This is a genomic window from Affinundibacterium flavidum, from assembly GCF_014284175.1.
Lineage (GTDB): Bacteria > Pseudomonadota > Gammaproteobacteria > Burkholderiales > Burkholderiaceae_D > Undibacterium > Undibacterium flavidum.
On sequence record NZ_JACOGA010000001.1, the window covers coordinates 165,874 to 186,488 of the forward strand.

At 45.8% G+C, this 20,615-nt stretch carries 16 protein-coding genes; 10 read left to right on the forward strand and 6 right to left on the reverse strand.

What is annotated here, in order from left to right; all coding sequences use genetic code 11:
* Positions 1 to 2: 2 nt before the first annotated feature.
* The 9 genes from H8K55_RS00705 (at position 3) to H8K55_RS00745 (ending at position 12,332) form a co-directional block, all read left to right on the forward strand.
* Complete coding sequence (locus H8K55_RS00705; RefSeq protein ID WP_186940103.1) at positions 3 to 1,232, forward strand: ABC transporter permease; 1,230 nt, start codon at positions 3 to 5, stop codon at positions 1,230 to 1,232.
* Positions 1,232 to 2,446: an ABC transporter permease gene (locus H8K55_RS00710; RefSeq protein ID WP_186940104.1), complete on the forward strand. Its 1,215-nt coding sequence runs from the start codon at positions 1,232 to 1,234 to the stop codon at positions 2,444 to 2,446. The genes H8K55_RS00705 and H8K55_RS00710 overlap by 1 nt, the downstream gene beginning before the upstream one ends.
* A 51-nt stretch (positions 2,447 to 2,497) precedes the next feature.
* Complete coding sequence (locus tag H8K55_RS00715) at positions 2,498 to 3,913, forward strand: sigma-54-dependent transcriptional regulator (RefSeq protein WP_186940105.1); 1,416 nt, start codon at positions 2,498 to 2,500, stop codon at positions 3,911 to 3,913.
* Positions 3,910 to 5,289 carry a sensor histidine kinase gene (locus tag H8K55_RS00720; protein ID WP_186940106.1) on the forward strand — a complete coding sequence of 460 codons (1,380 nt, stop codon included), beginning with the start codon at positions 3,910 to 3,912 and terminating at the stop codon, positions 5,287 to 5,289. The genes H8K55_RS00715 and H8K55_RS00720 overlap by 4 nt, the downstream gene beginning before the upstream one ends.
* A gap of 201 nt (positions 5,290 to 5,490) precedes the next feature.
* Positions 5,491 to 6,045, forward strand: a complete 555-nt coding sequence (locus H8K55_RS00725) for a hypothetical protein (protein WP_186940107.1) — start codon at positions 5,491 to 5,493, stop codon at positions 6,043 to 6,045.
* Between the two features lie 78 nt (positions 6,046 to 6,123).
* Positions 6,124 to 7,560 (forward strand): M20/M25/M40 family metallo-hydrolase, encoded by a 1,437-nt coding sequence (locus H8K55_RS00730; RefSeq protein ID WP_186940108.1) that lies wholly within the window; start codon positions 6,124 to 6,126, stop codon positions 7,558 to 7,560.
* A 185-nt stretch (positions 7,561 to 7,745) separates the two neighbouring features.
* Entirely contained in the window at positions 7,746 to 8,129 is a 384-nt protein-coding gene (locus H8K55_RS00735; RefSeq protein WP_186940109.1) for a BlaI/MecI/CopY family transcriptional regulator, read from the forward strand.
* On the forward strand, positions 8,129 to 9,964 hold the full coding sequence (locus tag H8K55_RS00740; RefSeq protein WP_186940110.1) for a M56 family metallopeptidase: 1,836 nt from the start codon (positions 8,129 to 8,131) through the stop codon (positions 9,962 to 9,964). Before H8K55_RS00735 ends, H8K55_RS00740 begins: the two co-directional genes overlap by 1 nt.
* 187 nt (positions 9,965 to 10,151) lie before the next feature.
* Positions 10,152 to 12,332, forward strand: coding sequence for a TonB-dependent receptor plug domain-containing protein (locus H8K55_RS00745; protein ID WP_186940111.1), 2,181 nt, complete (start codon positions 10,152 to 10,154; stop codon positions 12,330 to 12,332).
* Between the two features lie 18 nt (positions 12,333 to 12,350).
* On the opposite strand, the gene H8K55_RS00750 is transcribed toward H8K55_RS00745, so the two are convergent.
* Complete coding sequence (locus H8K55_RS00750; RefSeq protein WP_186940112.1) at positions 12,351 to 12,530, reverse strand: hypothetical protein; 180 nt, start codon at positions 12,528 to 12,530, stop codon at positions 12,351 to 12,353.
* 46 nt (positions 12,531 to 12,576) lie between these two features.
* On the opposite strand from H8K55_RS00750, the gene H8K55_RS00755 reads away from it, so the two are divergent.
* Positions 12,577 to 12,873, forward strand: coding sequence for a zinc-binding metallopeptidase family protein (locus tag H8K55_RS00755; protein WP_186940113.1), 297 nt, complete (start codon positions 12,577 to 12,579; stop codon positions 12,871 to 12,873).
* Here the strand turns inward: H8K55_RS00755 and H8K55_RS00760 are convergent, their stop codons facing one another.
* The 5 genes from H8K55_RS00760 to H8K55_RS00780 form a co-directional block, all read right to left on the reverse strand.
* Entirely contained in the window at positions 12,874 to 15,957 is a 3,084-nt protein-coding gene (locus H8K55_RS00760; protein WP_186940114.1) for a GAF domain-containing protein, read from the reverse strand.
* Positions 15,951 to 17,258, reverse strand: a complete 1,308-nt coding sequence (locus tag H8K55_RS00765) for a GGDEF domain-containing response regulator (protein WP_186940115.1) — start codon at positions 17,256 to 17,258, stop codon at positions 15,951 to 15,953. The genes H8K55_RS00760 and H8K55_RS00765 overlap by 7 nt, the downstream gene beginning before the upstream one ends.
* A 247-nt stretch (positions 17,259 to 17,505) precedes the next feature.
* Positions 17,506 to 18,639: an ABC transporter permease gene (locus H8K55_RS00770; RefSeq protein ID WP_186940116.1), complete on the reverse strand. Its 1,134-nt coding sequence runs from the start codon at positions 18,637 to 18,639 to the stop codon at positions 17,506 to 17,508.
* Positions 18,636 to 19,586, reverse strand: a complete 951-nt coding sequence (locus H8K55_RS00775) for an ABC transporter ATP-binding protein (protein WP_408057936.1) — start codon at positions 19,584 to 19,586, stop codon at positions 18,636 to 18,638. The genes H8K55_RS00770 and H8K55_RS00775 overlap by 4 nt, the downstream gene beginning before the upstream one ends.
* A complete protein-coding gene (locus H8K55_RS00780) occupies positions 19,583 to 20,578 on the reverse strand; it encodes an HlyD family secretion protein (protein ID WP_186940117.1) in 996 nt (331 codons plus the stop codon). Before H8K55_RS00780 ends, H8K55_RS00775 begins: the two co-directional genes overlap by 4 nt.
* Between the last annotated feature and the right edge of the window lie 37 nt (positions 20,579 to 20,615).

Here is a 20,615-nt window from a genome sequence, read left to right on the forward strand (position 1 = left end):
TTATGTTTAAACAATATTTTCACATCGCGATTAAAGGCTTTTTGCGGCATAAACTTTATACCAGTATTAATCTGTTTTGCATGGTGTTGACTCTGACCATACTCTTGGTTGCAAGCACTTTATTACAGTCGCAATTTTGGCCGACGGGCGTGGAAGGTAAGAGTGATCGGTTTTTGCAGATTCAGCATATTTTCCAAGAAGGAAAAGGCAGTTTTAATTCTAGATTGGGCTATAAAGTCATTACTTATTTGCGACAAATGAAGTCGATAGACACGGTTGCTGGGGTGTCAGATATCAGTCCTATTTCTATCTACCAAAATGACACCGTGACAGAAGTGATGATGCGTTATACCGACGCTGAGTATTGGACGATTTTGGATTTTAAGTTTATCGGTGGGCGTAGTCCAACTAAACAAGAAGTGGAACAAGGCAGATTCTTAGCGGTGGTTAATCGCGCGACTGCTGAAAAATTGTTTGCTAGCGTGGATGTCATCGGTAAGACAGTCAATGTGGGTGGGCAGCAGTTTGACATACTAGGCGTAGTTGAAAACGTAAATCAAAGCAATGCTTATGCAGACTTGTGGTTGCCGGTTACGACCTCAATGCAAGCAGAGTTGATGAATCAGATACACGGTAAATTTATGGCTTTGCTTTTGGCGGAACATAGCAATGATTTTTTCAAGATCAAAGATGAGGTGCAGCAAGTAGCAAAGAAGATTAATGCTGATTTTCCAAGAAAAGGGCAAACCACCTATCTGTGGGCTGATAGCAAACTTGATCTGTATGCGCGCTTGGAGAATCGACGTTTTGGTAAAGCCGATGCAGGTACTGAAACAGTTGTCATTAAAGCTGTTGTGATTACCGTACTGTTTATGCTCTTGCCGATATTAAATCTGATTAATCTGAATGCGGGGCGTATTTCCGAACGCTGTGGCGAAATTGGTGTCCGTAAAGCGTTTGGCGCTTCGCGACTACATTTAATGCAGCAATTTATATTTGAAAGTATGACATTGACCTTCATTGCTGGTCTATTGGCTTTGGTGTTTGCGAAGTTCACGCTCTGGTTTATCGGTGCACTTGGTGTCGTTCCGTATTTGAATACTGAATTAAATTGGCAAGTATTTGGGGTCGGTTTTGCGATTACCACCATTTTTGGTCTACTTTCTAGCATCGTGCCAGCTTGGAAAATGGCACGCCTCGATCCTGTTTTTGCTTTGAAAGGTGGAGTGTAATGTTGCAACATTTATTGAGACAGTTTTGGCACCGCAAATTCAAAAATATCTTACTTAGTGCGGAAATATTATTGGCCTTTCTTTTGGTTTTTGCTGTGCTTGCGATGACTTTACGTTACCTACAATTAGCACAGCTGCCGATGGGATTTAGCTATCAAGACGTGTGGACAGTTGAAGTCTTGGCCCGAGATAAGGGAACGGTTGAGAATGACCCTGTGTTTTATGAAAAGCTAAAGCAAGGCTTGTCCGTGCTACCAGAGATAGAGCAATTGGCTTTCGTTTCTTCAGCACCCTATACACCATATAGTTGGCGTACTAATTTTTATTTAGCTAATTCCTCAGCGATACACAAAGTCTATTCCCTTTTTGCAGGGGATCATATCTTTGATACTTTAAACATGAAATTGCTGGCCGGACGTTGGTATTCTGAAGTTGATGAAGGTAAAACAGAGCGGGCGATTGTTATTACTGCGCAGACCGCCCGTAATTTATTTCCAGGCCACATCAATTTGGGAGACGTTATTGGTAATATCGTCAGTGATGATGGCTCAGATCTTGAAAAACGAAGTCAACTGAAGATTGTTGGTATCGTGAGTGATTTCCGTTTACATGGTGAATTGGAAGCACCAGAGAATTTCGCCTTTATGCGCTTTTCCCCGCTATCGAGTGAGCGTGGTGTTGCTGTTTTGTTGTTAAAACTTAGACCAGGAACGCCACGTAATTTTGAAGCCAAGCTCAATCAGCAACTGCGTTTGATACAAAGTAAATTTGGCAGTCGCATCGAAACCCTCAGCGACTTACGTCAGACAAAGCTACAAGAGGACATAACACCCTTGATCGCCGCAGCCGTGATTGCCGTCTTCATGTTGCTGATGGTCGTTTTTGGTTTGTTCGGCGTACTATGGCAAAATACTACCCGACGTATTCCTGAGCTCGGTTTGCGGCGTGCGGTTGGCGCGAGTAGCGGCAGCATTTATCGACAAATTTTGAGCGAGCAATTTATATTGACGTCCTCAGCGCTTATTATTGGCTTGTTGATCTTGGTGCAGTTGCCGATCACGGGCACCTTTGGTGATGATTTGGATTGGCCTTTGTTTGGGCTCGCCAGTGTTTTGGCAATGGTTGTGATTTATGGACTTACGATAATTTGTGCACTGTATCCAGCTTGGCGTGCTAGTCGTATGAGTCCGACTCAGGCTTTGCATTATGAGTAGTAGAGATACCAATTACTTCTCATCCTTCAATATTAATTAGAAATTTTCAGCATGATAGTCAACACCGCTTGCGTACTAATTATTGATGATGACAGCTCGGTACAAGTGTCGTTGGCATTGCTTTTGAAACAGGCTGGTTATCACTCCGTCACCTGCGATGGCCCGCTGCAGGCTTTACAAGTTTTGGCGACACAGCCCGTTGATTTGATATTGCAAGACATGAATTTTTCATTGCAAACGAGTGGTGAAGAAGGTTTGCAATTACTAACTGAAATTAAACAGCGACATCCGGAAATTCCCATTTTACTAATGACTGCGTGGGGATCAATTGCTCTAGCGGTACAGGGCATGAAGTTGGGCGCTACCGATTTTTTTACTAAGCCCTGGAACAACGCGGCCTTACTACAATTGCTGCAAACCACTCTGACATTGGCGCAGACTACCGAACTAATCAAACCAGAGCGTCAGGTGCTTGATTTGCAATATGACTTTAGCGGCATCATCGGTGAGCATCCCGATTTACTCAAAGTTCTGGCGACTATCGCACGAGTTGCCAAAACGAATGCTTCGGTCTTAATTCTGGGTGAGAGTGGTACTGGTAAAGAGTTAATTGCTGATGCGATTCATAGAAATAGTCCGCGTTCATCACGTCATGTGGTGAAAGTGAATATGGGAGCGATTACTTCATCCTTGTTCGAAAGTGAAATGTTTGGTCATGTGCGTGGCGCTTTTACTGATGCGAAAAATGATCGAAAAGGTTACTTTGCTCAGGCGCATCAAAGCACTTTATTCCTAGACGAGATCGGTGAGCTTCAACGTGCTGATCAGGTCAAACTGTTAAGGGTCTTGCAAAACCAGACTTATCAGGCAGTAGGTGGCAGCAAAACCGAGCAAGCCGATGTGCGGATTATCTCGGCGACGAATAAGGAATTGGCAGAATTGGTTGCCAATGGTGATTTTAGAGAAGATCTATTTTATCGACTTAATCTGATCACCATACGCCTGCCTGCTTTACGTGAGCGACGCAGTGATATCCCGCTTTTAGCCAAGCGCTTAATTAAACTACTGACAGATAGTTATGGCATGTCTGAAGTGCAGATCTCGAATGCGGCGCTTCAATGGCTCAGTCAACAAGTTTGGCCTGGCAATATCCGGCAACTCAAACAGTGCATAGAGCGTAGTTTGCTTTTGGTGGATAAGACTTTATTGGAAGTCGAAGATCTACGCATGGCGGAAGAAGTAGATACGCAATCTGATTTGTCCAAGTCAGAAGGTCTAAACCTAAGCGGTTTAACCTTAGCGCAAGTTGAGAAACACATGATAGAAAAAGCGATGGAAGAACATCAAGGACAAATCTCGCGTGTCGCCAAAACTTTGGGATTGAGTCGATTTACTTTATATCGGCGTTTGGAAAAGCATCAAATTGCGACTGAAGGCCTTGCTAATTTGGAGCGTGACAGCGAATGAAGCTGCGTCATCAATTGATGTTATATCTGGGTGGCCTTCATGTGCTGTTATTGGGAGGAGTATTTTTCTATTTTCAGGATCAGCCTGGAATTTTGTTCGTCGCTGAAATATCAATATTGCTGAGCCTGAGTTTGGGCATCGTGCTGACGAAACGGGCTCTAAAACCCTACGTGTTTACCCAGCAGTTTCAGGATCTATTGCAAGATGAAAATTATGCCGCGCGCATACGAAGCACACCGAGTCATGAACTGAATGACTTAGTACAAAATTTTAATCGTATGTTGGAATTGCTGTATACCGAACGCATACGCTTAGGTGAACAACGAGGTTTGCTGGATAAACTTTTAGACGCCATTCCTAGCGCGGTATTCGTGTTTGATTTTGATGGTCGTTTGAGTCTGATCAATGCTAGTGCTAAGAACTTATTGGAGCATAGAGTACAAATAGGTGCGGCACTTGAATTGACATTGACTGAGCACGAATCGATTACGCATGACAATACGGCGCGGCTTCAGAAAATGCTTGATGAGCTCAATAGTTTGGCTGTTGGCGAAAGTAAGCTTATAGCTGGCAAGGATGGTCTACGCTATCGCTGTCAACGCAATCAGTTTATCGATCGTGGTTTTTGTCGTGACTTTTTATTGGTTGATGAAATTACCGCTGCCTTACAAGCTTCTGAAAAAGCGACTTACGATAAAGTTGTACGCGTGCTAGCGCATGAAGTTAATAACACAGTCGCTGTGACAGGTTCGGTCATGGACTCATTATTATTTTATCGTGCGCAACTGAGACAAGATGATCAACAAGACTTTGGCACGGCAGTAGAGGCGGTGCGCGTTCGCAATCAACATCTGGCGGAATTTATTGAGCGCTTCACGCAAGTAGTAAAAATGCCTGAACCCATTTTGCGTAGCTGTAATGTCGCTGAAGTGATTGATCGTGTACTCGTTCTGTATAAGCAGCAATGTGAGAGTTTAGGCATACAACTGCTATTCATGCCAATGCAGAATATGCCTGTTGCCAGGCTAGACCGGCATTTGTTTGAGCAGGCATTGATGAATGTTTTTAAGAATGCGATAGAAGCTGCTTCGACCCGTTTGGAATTAACCGCTACCGAACATGATGCGTATGTTCATGTGAGCTTGGACTATGATACGTCTTCTCAAGCCCTGCATCTGATGATTGTTGACTCTGGTAAGGCGTTGATTGATGTTCCGCAAGATCAATTATTCACGCCTTTCTTCACGACCAAGAAAGGTGGGCAGGGCATAGGTTTAATGTTTGTAAGAGAGGTGTGTCAGCGCCATGGCTTCGCATATCGCCTTATATCCAGAACGAATGGCGACGCTGAGTTCTCAATTCGGATCAATATTTAAGTTCCTAAAACACTAGCCATAAAATTCACACCGTATTTTTTGCTCTTCATCTCTAAATTTTGGCTTTTGTCGGAATTCGCACGCTTCTTTCTCTTCTCCTGATTATTCTCTGAACACACTTATCGACAGGCTTGTGTAAAAAGGTGGTTCGATGTGTCTAGGCTTAGAATTTTCAATTCAGACTTTTTCAGGAGAATAATCATGGCATTTTTTCGTTCTACATTTCAAACACTTAAACAAATTTGTATTGGCGCTGTAGTTACCTGCAGCTTGATTGGTGCCGGTGTGGCGCATGCTGAGCGTGGCCCTGCAACGGCAGAGGAAGGTGAACGTATCGTTAAATTGGCAGCCGTGTCGGATAAAGATCCATTGGCAACGATGAATTCTGCCGAAGGGCGGTGGTTTCAGAAGTGGGCTGATGATGTGCCTGACTATATGTTCGGCCCGGATAAGGGCGTGTTCTGGTTTCACAACGGTGTTGCCAAGGGTGATTTGATGCGTGTTTTACGGTTTCATCATACTGTGAGTACAGCAGCTTTTCAGTTACAAAAGAAGATCAAAGATCCTATGAAAAACGAAGCTGATAACGAAGCAAAGACATTAGCTGGTGTAGAAGGCCTGTTGCGTGCGTATGAATCTTTGGTGGCAAAAAATGCGGAAAACCGTGTGGCAGCGATTGATGAGTTGATCGCGGCGCGTAACAAAGGTGGATTGGCGGAGCTTGTGAAGAAAATGCCTCCTATGCCAAGTCGGTAATGTTGCGTAGTGAAGGGTGAGTTGGTAGCTCGCTCTTCTTACTCCCGAATTCTTTTTCCGAAATTACTTGGAACTTCAATGACTACATCTTTTTCACGCCGTCTTTGCCTTGCCGCCTTCGCCGCGAGCGTTGGCCTCTTATCACATACTGTTGGCTATGCTCAAAATCAGACAGATTCCACCCAAATACCTCAAATAAGTAGCGTGAGTATTTCACAAAACTTGCTAACAGAAATCAAACAACACAATCAACTGATGTTGAATTTGGAAGAAATGTGTGACGGTATCGGGCCGCGTTTAACGGGTTCGCCACAGTTGCGTCAGGCGCAGCAATGGGCGATGGCGAAGCTCAAAAGTTATGGCGCGGTAAATGTGCATGAAGAAGCTTATGACTTAGGGAAAGCTTGGACACGAGGCGTCGCTCGCGTCCGACTTTTGAATGCAAATGGCATGGTTTTAGATGTCCAGCAACAAGCCTGGAGCGAAAGTAGTCCGCACAAAATGTTTGCAGAAGTCATTGTCATGAACGTCAAGACTTTAGATGAGTTCAAGCAAATCGCACCTCGCTTGCGTGGAAAAATTGTGTTGGCTATATCGACGCCTAAAGCAACGCCGGAACAAGAAAAAAACTTTAAGCAATATTCGGATGAATTGAATAAGGCAATACAAGAAGCGAATTTCTCTGCGATATTTTTTGTTTCTGGTCGTGAAGGTAATTTGCAGGATATGCACGGAAGTCCCAGTGCGCGTTACAAAAGAAATGCAGCGATCATCACCAAAGAACATGCAAATTTATTGCAGCGCTTAATTGCCCGCGGTATCACACCAAAGATTGAGTTTGAGTTTGGTGGTCGCCTGAGTAAAGATACAGTGAAGGCGTACAACGTAGTCGCAGATTTCCCGGGAACAGAATTAGCCGATGAAATGGTGGTGCTAGGCGCACATCAAGATTCTTGGGATTTGGGAACCGGCGCGACTGATAACGGCGTTGGTGCGGTAGTGACGATGGAAGTTTTGCGCGCGATGCATGCGCTTAATTTGAAACCGAAAAGAACATTGCGAGTAGTATTGTTTTCGGGTGAAGAGCAAGGCTTATTGGGTAGCAAAGCTTATCTAAAAGCACATGTAGCTGAGCAAGCGAAAATACAGGCGATGCTGACGCAAGATGCAGGGGGCGGGCGCATTACCGGTTTTCTGGATATGAAGGTTGATGAATGGTTCACTGCTTTGAATGAAGCCAAAGAACAGACTAAAGAATTAAATAGCCTAGACATCACCTATGCAGCTGGGGGTGGGTCTGATCATCAAGCTTTTTTTGAACAAGGTATACCGGCATTTGCGCCTATTCAAGATACGCTCGACTATCGTTCGCATACTTGGCATAGTCAGGTCGATACGGTGGATCATGTGGCGAAAGAAAATTTAGTCCAAAATGCGCAAGTCATGGCGGTGATGACGTGGGCGATGTTGAATGGAAAAAAATTACCGCATCAAGCGCCCCAGGTTTTGCGCTAGAACGTTAATCATAGGATTTGTACTTTTTGGGGAGGAGAAAAGGCGTCGTCATTAGGGTAATTGGGGGTAATTCAGGGCAATTGTATTTATTGCATTTCCTGTAGAAAAAAATTTCTAGACAAAAGTTTCTACAGCATTTATAGTGCCTCCACTATTGAATTGCAATGCTGAAAATACTCACTTCTATGACGAAATCTTCTATTCCCAAACCGACTGCATCGGAACTGAATTTGCTCAAGTTACTCTGGCAGTACGGCCCAATGAACTCCAAGCAAGCTCATGAACGCCTACAGCTTGAGCGTCCTGAAATTGCCTATGCTACGGTTTTGCGCCATCTGCAAATCATGCATGGGAAGGGCATATTGACAAGGGATGAGAGTCAGCGCCCGCATTTATACGCACCCTCTCAGGCACAGGATTCCTTGCAAACGAATTTGCTCAAAGACATGATACAAAAAGTGTTTGCTGGCTCAGGCAAGGCTTTGATATTGGCGGCTCTGCGTGGTCATGTCACCGAAGCGGAACGTGACGAAATCGAGCAAATTTTGCAGGATGAAAAGAAAACATGATGCCTGCACATTCACTCACTGACTTATTAGGTTGGCCCTTATTAAATTTTGTTTGGCAAGGCGCATTGGTCGCTAGTGTCTGCGCCATTTTGCTAGCTTTTAGCCGCAATGCTCGACCACAATGGCGTTATCTGTTGGCCTGTAGTGCCATGTTGGTATGTTTGCTTTGGCCAGCATTGGGCGTGCTAAAGCAATGGCACGATCCGCAAGCCATTAGCCTGCATAGCGCAATTCAAATGGCGAGTGAACTGGGTGCTTCCTTGAATCCAATCTGGATCGAGCAGAGCATGTTAACTGCGCGGATTGAGGCTTGGCTGCCGCTCTTGGTTAGCGTTTGGAGCATCGGCGTACTTTTGATGTTATTGCGTTTAGCTTTGGGTTTGTTATGGGTGTATCGGTTGGGGCAACATGGCGACGATATGGGAAGCTTGGTTCAGCAATGGCAGATCCGAACCAACCAAATGGCTTACCAGTTTGCGATTCGTCGCAAGGTACATTTGAAATTTCAAAAAGATTTGTTAAGCCCTGTTACTTATGGATGCTTGACCCCTGTCGTCGTGATGCCTGTTTCATTGTTGACCGGAATGTCGCCAGAGATGATAGAGGCGCTGTTGGCGCATGAGCTTGCACACATAAAGCGTTGGGATTTCGTGGTGAATGTCCTGCAAAATTTGGCCTTGTCACTGCTGTTTTATCATCCCGCCGTCTGGTGGATTTCTAAACGTATAGAAGCGGAAAGAGAACTTATTGCCGACGATATGGCAGCGTCTATACTCGGTCAGCCCTTGCCGCTAGCACGTGCTTTGCAGGCGCTGGATAAATTGCAGACGGCTGGCTTGACGCAGGCAGCGATGGCTGCCAATGGCGGAGATTTACTGTCACGTATTAAGCGTTTGGTGCGTCCGGATGTACAGCCCTGGCATTGGAAAATGGCCGCACCCGTTCTTGGTATTACAGGTGCTTTGTTCTTGGTGTTACAAACGCAAGTCAATGCGGCACCTGATCAGGCAGCGCCTGCCAAGTCGACAATTCAAGCTCTTGCTCAACCTCATAGTCAACCTCAAAGTCAACCTCATAGTCAACTTAGTGCCTATGTCAAAACGAGTTCTGAGCATGTATTAGTAATGGATGAACAAAGTGGCCAAATCTTGTTGGAAAAAAATGCGGATAGTGCGGTACCGATTGCTTCGTTGAGCAAACTGGTGACCGCGATGGTCACTCTTGATGCGAAGTTGGATATGAATGAGATGATCACGCTTGATAAGGAAGATATTGCTGGTTGGCAAACTACCCAAGTGAAGCTGTACCAAGGGATGCGTTTATCGCGGCAAACGCTATTAGAGCTGAGCCTGATCCCATCTAGTAATGCAGCGGCGCAGGCTTTGGCACGAAGCTATCCTGGTGGTAAGGCGATGTTTGTCTCTGCCTTACAAGCAAAAATCGCGAGCCAGGGTTTGCTAGCGACTCATTTGGAGGAAGCCACAGGGATCTCGCCGAATAATCGGTCTAGCGCCAGAGACTTGGCGCATTTGGTCAAGCTTGCAGCGAGTTATCCCCAATTGCGTCAATTGACCAGCCGTAGCGAAGGTCAGTATCGTCGTGACGGTAAAGTGGTCGACTACCAAAGCACGAATCCATTGATCGCCGATAAAAATTGGGACATCAGTTTATCAAAAACTGGCTACTCCAAGAATGCCGGACGTTGTATCAGTATGCGTACCACAATTGCTGGCAGGCCGATTATCGTCGTTTTGTTAAATGCAAAAAATAGTGATGTGCGCACCGACGACGTCATGCATATACGAACAGCCCTAGAAGACGCTACATCGGGCTAAGCCTTTCCCTTTCGCTTTTCTTTTCACTTACGTGATTGTCTTGCGCCTGAACAGGCGCAAGAGAACTCACGCCCCTACACTTTGAATGAAAGAAAATATTATGCTTAATCAGCAGACTTCAACACGTCTTAACCATTTGTCAGGCCAGCGAAAACTTGTACAGATACCAGAATGCGAGCCTATTACGATGATGAAGACGAACATCGCACTGAGTATATTGATCTTGAGTTCCTGCACCTACGCGCAATCGCAAGAAGTGGTCGTGCAAACAGCACCAGTGCGCGTTGAGGTTACAGCAAAGATGCAAGCAAATCGCGATAGGCAGGATGATATTGGTATGCGTGTAGTCTATGGGAGCGACGATATTAAGAAATATGGCGATACCAATATTAGTGAGGTGTTAAAGCGACTTCCAGGTATTAGTATCAGCGAGAGCAAAGGAAAAGGGGTTGAGATCCGTATGCGCGGACTAGGCAACGGCTACACCCAGATATTATTGAACGGCCAGGCCACGCCAGTCGGTTTTTCTATCGATAGTGTCGCTCCCGATTTGATTGAGAGTATCGAAGTGATGCGCGTCGCTGGAGCGGATGTGAGTGCGCAAAGCATTGCAGGAACGATTAACATCGTTCTCAAGAAAAAAAGCAGTCAGCAGCCCACCGAAATTAAGTCCGCTATCAGTCAAGAGAATGGAGCATTGTCAGGCAACCTAAGTTGGAGCATGGCAGATCAATTCCCGAGTCAATTCGCCAATATATCTTTTGTGCTAGCAGGTACTTTAGAAAGTAGCCGCAATGAGATCAATCATCTACAAAGTGAAGCTTATGCTATACGCCCCAACGCCCTTGGGAGCTGGCAATTGCAAACTGACCGGCTCCTGCAACAGAGTCAAAAAAATCGCCGTGATGTCGCAAGTTTTTCGCCGCGTCTGAATTGGAAAATGGATGCGCAGAATAATTTCAATTGGCAAGCAAGTATCAATCTAAGTCGACTGGGTCAAAATAAATATGAGAACGAAAATTCTCTCCTTGGTGAGAGTACAGAGTTTCCCAATAATAGTAGCGCTTGGAACGCTCATGTCTTTAGCTTGCGCCAGGATTTTGGCTGGGAGCGCCGTTTAGCGGATAGTGCGAAGTTAAGCATGAATGTAGCTTGGAATAGCTTTGACAGATCGGGGCGATTTCAGTTTTGGGGTAAAGATCAAGAAGGTGTGTCGCGCATACATCGTTATGTAGCCGGAGATGCCGATGAAACGGAAACACGTTTTCATGGTAAGTATTTAGCGCCATATTCCGCATTACACGTCTTTAGTGTAGGTTGGGAGATGAGTCATGCGCTACGTCACGAAAATCGCGAGGAACAAGAGCGTGCTTTGCCTTCAGGTATTTCAGCTCACACCGCGCATGATTACCAAGCCAGCGTGCGAAAACTAGCGGCTTATCTACAAGATGAATGGACGATCAATAAGGCATGGTCGAGTTATCTAGGTTTGCGCATGGAAAATATTCGTAGCGGCAGTAAAGAGCAGGGAGCTTTTGACGTTCAAAACAGTTCTAGCCTACTCAGCCCAATACTGCAAAGCGTTGTGAAACTAGATCCACAAAGACAATGGCGCATGGCATTGAATCGTAGTTTTAAGCTGCCCGTCGTCGCCAACTTGGTGCCGCGCTTGCTACGCATCGATAACAATAATACGCCGCTTAATCCCGATATGCAGGGTAATCCTAATCTGCGCCCTGAACGCTCTTGGGGCTTGGAACTGGCTTATGAACATTATCTGAGTGATAGTAGTGTGATCAGCGCCAGCGCCTACTGGCGTCGGGTCGACGATGTCATCACCGAGCATTTATCGTTGAATGGAAGTAGCTGGTTGTCTAGTTTTATCAATCATGGCCAAGCTAAGCTGATGGGCTTGGAAATCGAAACTAAACTCAATTTAAAACAATTATCAGCGAGCATGCCTGCGGTAGAAGTACATGCGAATCTCAATCGTAATTGGTCCAAATTAGAACAAGTTCCTGGGCCAGATAATCGTTTGGCGCAACAGACTGGTTTGCTCGTCAGTATTGGTGGCGATTATCAATTTCGCTCTGATATACGTCTAGGCGCAGACTATAGTTTTCAAGCGGCAGATAACTTGCGCGAATCAGTCAATCTAAATGGACATAGTCAGCCAAAACGTCTCCTAGATTTTTATATCGCTTGGCAATTGTCACCTCAGCATCAGTTACGTTTTTCGGGCACCAATCTTCTACATCAAAATAGAGTAGATACTGCCAACTACACAAGTTCGAACGCACGTTGGAGCGAGCTGAGTCAACAACAGTCAGCGACTACCTGGCGATTGGTGTGGGGATCGAAATGGTGAAGTGCTTAATTCAAAGTCTTAATCCAAAGTCTGACGAAAACGTTTGAGCGCAATAAATCCCGCCACAAACAAAAATACCAACATAGGCCAAAGCTCTTGGGTCAATTGGGTGATGGAATTGACATAAGGCAGAAATTTATCGACCATGATTTCTGTTGGACCTACCGGTATCGCGAGTAAATTCTCATTGGGTAGCAAAGCTTATCTAAAAGCGCATGCGGCTGTGCAAACGAAAATATAGGCGATGCTGACCCAAGATGCAGGAGGCGGGCGCATTACCGGTTTTCTCGATATGAAGGTTGATGAATGGTTTACGGCATTGAACGAAGCCAAAGAGCAGATTAAAGAATTAAATAATCTCGATATCGTGTATGCCGCTCAAGATACGCTCGACTATCGTTCTCATACTTGGCATAGCCAAGTTGATACAGTGGATCATGTGGCGAAAGAAAATTTAGTCCAAAATGCGCAAGTGATGGCGGCGATGACCTGGGCGATGTTGAATGGGAAAAAATTGCCGCATCAGAAAGAGGGCAAATGACTAGATCGGCAAACTGATTGTAAAGCAGCTGCCAACACCAAAGTCTGAAGTAAAGCTTAAATTGCCGCCGTGTTTCTCAACGATGCCGTAAGCAATGGATAGACCTAAGCCTGTGCCTGCACCGACCTCTTTAGTCGTGAAAAACGGTTCCAACGCATGGTGTTGAGTTTCTTTAGACATGCCTATTCCTTCGTCCTGAAAAGTGATCAGTAAGTTTGTCTGGTCAATTTTCAGCGCGATGTAAAGATTGAGTTTATCCGCTTTCCCAGCTTTTCCGTCTTGTCCTTCTTGTCCTTCTCGTCCTTCTTGACCTTGCTGAGTCGATGCCTGTTTTTCGGCAATGGCTTGGCAGGCATTGACCATGAGATTCATGAATACTTGATTGAGCAATGCTGGCCAACAATTGATTTCGGGATCTTCTTTTAAATCTAGGATGAAATTCACCTGGTCCTGCCACGAGGTGCGTACCAAATTGATGGTGGAAATAAGGCATTCCGACATCTTGGCCACTTTTTTGTCGGCATCACCTAACCGGGTAAAATTGCGTAGATCTTTCACGATACCTTTGATACGTTCGGTACCGTTGAGCATCGTGGTGACGTGCTCAGTCAATTTATCAAAGCGCGTAGAGAAAGCCTTGAGAACTTCTGGATCTTCGTCTTCTTCTATCAGTTGATGAATAAATTCTTTGAACTCTTCAATATCCACCCGTAAATTTTGTGCGGCAACGTGGGCGAAATTGGTGGGATTGTTAATTTCATGCGCGACACCTGCCGTTAACGTACCCAGTCCCGCCATTTTTTCTTGTAAAACCATTTGTTGTTGGGTTTCTTGAGTGCGTCTATGTGCAGTGCTTAATTCGCTGTGGGCGATGGAATTGGAGACGGCGATTGCAGTGTAACTAGCTAATACGGTTAAGAATTCCACTTGATCAGGTCGAAACGCATGTTGCGTGGGACTTTGTGCGGTGATGCAGCCGATTACTTCACCGCTGACCATCAATGGCATGTAGATCAACGATTGCATACCGCGCCCGAAAAGCACCGGTAATAATGGCCCTACATACGCTTCTAGTTCACTACGCACGGCCACGACTAGTTCGCGCTTTTCACGTACACACCATACCGCAGGGCGCGAGTGTTCTGACATCTTGAAGATAATATTCGGTTGACGCTGCGAATCTTCGATCAAGTACACCATAGAGATTTCTTGGGAGCGATGATCATAAATCCCAATACCAAATACAAAGGCATCTAGCTTGGCGGTTACTTGTTTATAGACACGTTCAAAAGCTTGTTCCATATTGAGCGTAGCGGTCAACTCGCGCCCGATCACGCTTAGTTTAAGCATGTCGGCACTACGCTCTTTGAGCCTATCGTATGATTGTTGTAGGGCGAGTTCCGCTTTAACGCGATTTTCTGCTTCAGTTTTGACGTTTGCTAAGGCCGCGGTGAGTTCGCTATGCACCAGATTTTGCTGTAATAAACTCGCAATGTGGCTGCCAAATAAAACATCTTCGCGTGACCAGTTGCGATGTTGATGACAGAGTCCAAAGCTGACCACACCGATAAATTTCCCGTGCATTTGCAAGGGGATTTCCATTAAGGACTGTAAGCCTGTTTTCCCATATAAACTGAGAACTTCCGTGACGCAAGGGTGCAGATGAATATCATGCGCAACGATAGGATGGCGGCTTGTGGAGAGTAATTGTAGATAGGCCGAATCATCAGGATCGATAAATTCATCTCCTATCGAAAAATTCAAGCCGACAGGGCTACGTACACTATAGCAAATGAGAGAATTGCAAGATGATTCCAATAGCCAGACACAGATAAGATCAACCCGTAATATTTTTGGGGCGACTTCTGTAATTGCCTGAATCGAAGTAGCAGTGAAATTGGTATCTGTTTGGCGATTAATCGATAAGTCGAGTAATAATTCCACGGGCGGTTTTTGCGATAAATCGACCTCGCGCAGCTCTTTGAATCGATCAGCGTTATTTATTGTTGTCAGCGTTTCCTTATGCTGAAGTTGAAGACGTGCATAGTCTAAGGCAGCGCCGATTTCACCTTGTTTTTCATAGAGTCGAGAGAGCGCTGCACAGCATTGTATTTTCTGCGCTGTAGCGTTGACTTTATCGGCGTCTTGCAAAGATACTAGGTAGGCGTCAATGGCACGCTGAGTGAATTCCTTAGATGTCGAAGTTGAGGTCCTGGTGCTCTCTGTGCTCTCTGTGCTCTCTGTGCTCTCTGTGCTCTCTGTGCTCTCTGTGCTCTCTGTGTTCGACTGAATTTCTAACAGCGCAGCTAAACTCATTTTTGCTGCACCTTGTAGCCAACGATAAGAACATGCGGTCGCCATCTGTAATGCTGTAGTAAGCTCGTTGTGTGCTTGTGCATAGGCGCGTTGGTCTATTGAAATTTTACCGAGGTGCCAATGCGCTTCGGCGACATACTCTATGATGCCTCCGCGTTCAGCTTGTGTAATCGCGGTACGTAGTAAGCTTGTTGCGTATTCCTGTTGCCCTAAATGCTGCTGATTGACGGCCAAATTGATGGCCTGTTTGCTGTGTAAATAGGGATCGTCAATCTCTTGTAGTAGTGTGCCAGCATCAAGAAGAAACCGCGTTCCACTGTGCCAGTCACCAATGGCATCATAGATTTGTCCTAAGCCTATGCGTGCTTCGATCAATGAGTGATAGTCTTGATTTAGTGTGCAAGCGTCAATGCAATCGATCCAATAATGAACAGCCTCTTTGTAATTGCCGCCGGTGTAGTGAATTCTGCCTAATGCTTCGAGGAATCGGCTTGCCTGTACCGGTAGATGATAAATCGCTGCCAAACTGAGACCGTTATGCAGCTCGTCGATTAACTGGTGTGCTTCACTCAGACGCTCCTTGATGAGGTAGCGCTGATAGAGTGCATCTAGCCGTAGTTGATATTGATGTTGATGCGCTTGCTTGGCACGTAATTCTAATTGCGATAGTAATGTTAACGCTAGTCGCGCATTCCGGCGCGAAATCGTCTTAATGCGATGCAAACGTCGAGGCAGACTCCCCAAGTTGTCGTTTGAATTGCCTACCATTTCAGGTCTTCCAGATTGCGGGCTGCTTCAACCTGTATCGTGCCACGACTGATCATCATTTGAATTTCATTATTTTGTATGGTTGCACTTAAAGTCTCTTGATGATTGTCGCAGAGGTTGAGTCCAACCCAGGTATTCCTACCACTATTTTTTGCGCAATACATTGCGTAGTCTGCAAGCTTCACCACGCCTTGCCAATCCACTTCAGTATGATGTTTGTTTGTGCCAGGTAAGATGGCATAACCGACAGAGCAGGTACGTTTGATCACACGACCATCGCTTAACACGAGTTCCATATCTTCGATGGCGCGGCGCAAGCGTTCTGCCAATTCTGCAGCTTGTTGACGCGGAAAGAACCTGACTACCGAGATAAATTCTTCACCGCCCCATCGAATAAGGTAATCGGATTCGCGAAATACTTGTTTGAGTACATTCGCGATTGCACACAGTAAGAGGTCGCCAGTGTCGTGGCCATAATGGTCGTTGACTTGTTTAAAGTGATCACAATCGATCATGAAAAAAAGTAAGTTATTGTGATGCTTTATTTGTTCTATTTGCTCTAATTGTTCTGGCTGTTCATTGTTGGAGGAGTTAAATGAATTAGCATGTTTGTGCTCTGACAGAAAGGCGTTTGCATTGTCAGTTCGAGGCTCTTCGTATTTATTTGCACGCTTCATCAGCGCCAAGTCTTTACTGATCACCGAGTACAGATAGTGGCGATTATGTAAACCTGTCAAGCGATCGGTGTTACTCAAAAATTCTAGCTGACTAAATGCTTCTTGAAGACGTCGATGACTTTCTGCCAGATCCTGAGTTCGTTGCTCGACTTTGCTTTCTAGATTTTGGATATAGTCATTTAATTCTTGTTTCATCCCATACGCTTCCACAGCACGTTTGACTAGTAATTCAAAATCGTGTCTATCATAGGGCTTGATGACAAATTGGTACAGGCGGGCTCGATTAATGGAATCAACGATTGCATCAATATCAATGTAACCGGTGACAATAATTCTGAGTGTATCGGGGGCGATGTCGCATAGTCGCTCACATAGCTGTACTCCCGTCAGTTCAGGCATGCGCTGATCACTAATTACCAGGCTAAGCGAGCGGTTCTCAGGCAAAGCTTGGACCAGTGCCAAAGCTTCCTGCCCATTATGTGCCTGCAATAAGTTAAATTGCGGCGATAAGATAGCGCTGAGTACGCGCAAGTTCTCTGGTTCATCGTCAACCAAGAGCACTGTCGGTTTGTCAGCGTCACTGACAGTTGCTTGGGGAATTATTTGTTTTTTAAAAAAAGCCATTTAATTCCCGTCGATTGAGTCAGTAATAAATTTTTTCTTTTAAACAATAATTTGATCATAGGTCGGATGCCATAGGCGGTCAAGCACGAATCCTTCATTTTTGTTGTTTGGTAATACCTAGCTTTGTGGACGGATACCCACCTGTTATCTAATTTATTCATTAATATCTTTATTTGTATTTGTTTTTATCATAAAGAGGGAAGAGGCTTGTGCTGTGAGCAATCGATCATTAAGTAGCAATATTCTCTTAATCTAAAGTCTGGCGATAGCGTTTGAGCGCGATAAATCCGGCGACAAACAAAAATACCAGCATAGGCCAAAGTTCTTGCGTGAGCTGTGCGACAGAATTTCCCTTTAATAAAATACCGCGCACGATGCGCAAGAAATGGGTGAGAGGCAAGACTTCACCGATGCTTTGCGCCCATACTGGCATCGCGCGAAAAGGGAACATAAATCCTGATAAAAGTATCGAAGGCAAGAAGAAAAAGAAGGTCATCTGCATCGCCTGCAATTGATTCTTAGCGATGGTTGAAAACGTAAAGCCGACCGCAAGATTCGCCATAATGAAGACACCGATTAAGGTAAGTAATAAGGGCAAACTACCGACCATAGGTACATCAAAAATCACAAAGGCTGCGCTGATGATGACGGTCAATTGAATATAGCCAATCAAGACGTAGGGCAAAATTTTACCGACCATGACTTCAGCCGGGCGTACTGGTGTTGCGAGTAAATTCTCCATGGTACCGCGTTCACGTTCGCGGGTCATCGCGAGCGAGGTCAGCATGACCATCGTCATCGTGAGGATGGTGCCGATTAAACCGGGTACGATGTTGTAACGCGATAAGCCTTCTGGGTTATAGCGTTTGTGTATGCGTACTTCATACGCTGGTGCGGTGTTTTGTAAGTAGCGTAGTGGCCCAATTAGGTCATGCCGTAATGCCAGTGGCACAATCGCATTCAAAGCAGAAATCGCATTGCCTGCCGCAGAAGGATCGGTCGCATCTGCCGACAGCAAGATGCTAGGTTTTTCGCCACGGATTAATTTTTGGCTGAAGTCAGGTGGGATCACCAGCATGAATTGCACCTTGCCGTTTTCAACTAAGGCCTCGGCTTCGCGTTCACTAAATCCAGCATGGTCAATGCGAAAGTAGCCCGTGTTTTGTACTGCCGCAGAAAAGCTGCGTGCCAATGGACCATGGTCAAGATTGACTAGGGCAGTCGGTAAGCCTTTAGGATCGGTATTGATGGCGTAGCCAAACATGATTAACTGCATGATAGGAATACCGACTGCCATCGCAAACGTTAAGCGGTCGCGCATCATTTGTTGAAACTCTTTGATGAAGACTGCCAACATGCGTGCTAAAGAAAAACGGTTCATGTTTTCACCTGCGTGCGAATTTTATCTAATGTGAAATTGTCGGGTGCAGAGGCGATCATGCTGATAAATACATCTTCCAAATTCGCTCTGTTGGGCGTGATCGTCAGCTCGTTATTGCGAATTTTGTCGAGCGCAGCCAGCACCAAATTTTCATCGAGACCTGCGACATGCACGGCATTACCAAAGGCGGCAACGCTGAGGATGCCGGGTGCCGATTTCAAAGGCGCTAACAGTGCGCCCAACCCTTGGCCTTGCAAGGTCCAGACTTTCAGTGCGGAGTCGGCAATGATCTGCGCTTCAGTTCCTCGTGCCAATATTTTGCCGTAGGCGATGTAGACCAGTTCGTGACAACGTTCTGCTTCGTCCATGTAATGGGTCGACACCAGCACCGTGATACCCTGCGCGGCGAGGTCATGAATCTGATCCCAAAATTCCCGACGGGCGCGCGGATCAACGCCAGCGGTTGGCTCATCCAGTAAGAGCAAGCGCGGTTGATGAATTAGACAAGCAGCCAAGGCTAACCGCTGTTTCCAACCGCCAGAGAGTGAGCCTGCGAGTTGCGATTGCCGTGCGCTTAATCCCAGCCGTTCTAAGCAAGCATCGACCGTGTCTTTGCGTTGCGGTAGTTCAAATAAGCGGGCAATGAAATCAAGGTTTTGGCGTATGGAGAGGTCTTCATATAAGCCAAATTTTTGCGTCATATAACCAACTTGACGTTTGATTTTTGCAGCGTCTTTGAAAATATCTAAACCTAAGCAAGTGCCACTACCAGCATCCGGCGTCAGCAATCCACAAAGCATGCGAATAGTCGTCGTTTTGCCACTGCCATTTGGACCAAGGAAACCACAGATACTGCCTTGCGCGACTTGGATATTGACTTGATCTACGACTTTACGACCATCGTATGCCTTGCTCAATCCGGTGACATCGATCGCTAACGGAGTCACGATTTTTTCTCCATTTCAACTTTGCTTGATTTCGCATAGTCAGGTTTAACGTCGATGGCGAGCCCCGGGTGCAGCGACGTCGAAACAGAATCAGGTTTGGCCTCGACCATAAATACTAATTTGGCGCGTTGTGCGTTCGAGTAAATAACTGGTGGCGTATATTCGGCTTGTGAAGAGATGCGCGTGATTGTGGCGGTGATTGGTGCGCCACATTGATCGCAAGTAATCTGTACATGTTGACCAGCTTTAATTGTTGCCAGTTCACTTTCTGGCACAAAGAAGCGTAGCTTGACATTGGATGGCGCTAGCAGCGATAAAATGGGCTGACCAGCAGCGACCACTTCGCCCGGACGGAAAAATACTTCGGTGATTTGACCAGCGACTGGCGCATTTTGTGATTTCTGTGCACTACGCCAATTGGCTAGTCTCAATGCCTGTTGCGCAGCGCTTGTATTGGCGATAGCCGCATTGCGTTCATCGATTCTGGAGGGCAGTTTGGCGACTGCTAATGCAGCATTCAATTCTTTCACACGCGCTTGGGTAAGTTTGACGTTAGTGAGGGCATCGTCCAGTTTGGCTTTCGAGATGAAACCTTGCGTCAGTAATTGCTGTTGCCGCTGCAAATCATTTTGCGCCAGAGTAGCTTGCGCCTGTGCGTTGGCGAGTTGTGCCTGTGTGACCGCCAGTTCGTCTTGACGTCGGCCTTTTGTCGTATTGTCGGCCTGTGCTTGTGCGACCAGTAGACGCGCCGCGAGTTCGTCGCGACTGGCTTCTTCGGCTTCTTTATCGAGTTGAAATAAGAAGGCGTTCGCTTCTACTTGCTGCCCTGCTTGCACGGCCAGCCTATCGATACGACCACCGATAGGCGCTGACAGATAGAGATAATCTCCTTCGACATAACCCGACCACGAAGGTGGAGTGTTGGGCTGGCAAGCGCTCAAGCACAATAGGCTGAGGCTGAGGAAGATGATTTTAGAATGCAATATGGACATAAGAGGCTCTCATTCCTAGAAGATGTTTTACTTAGTT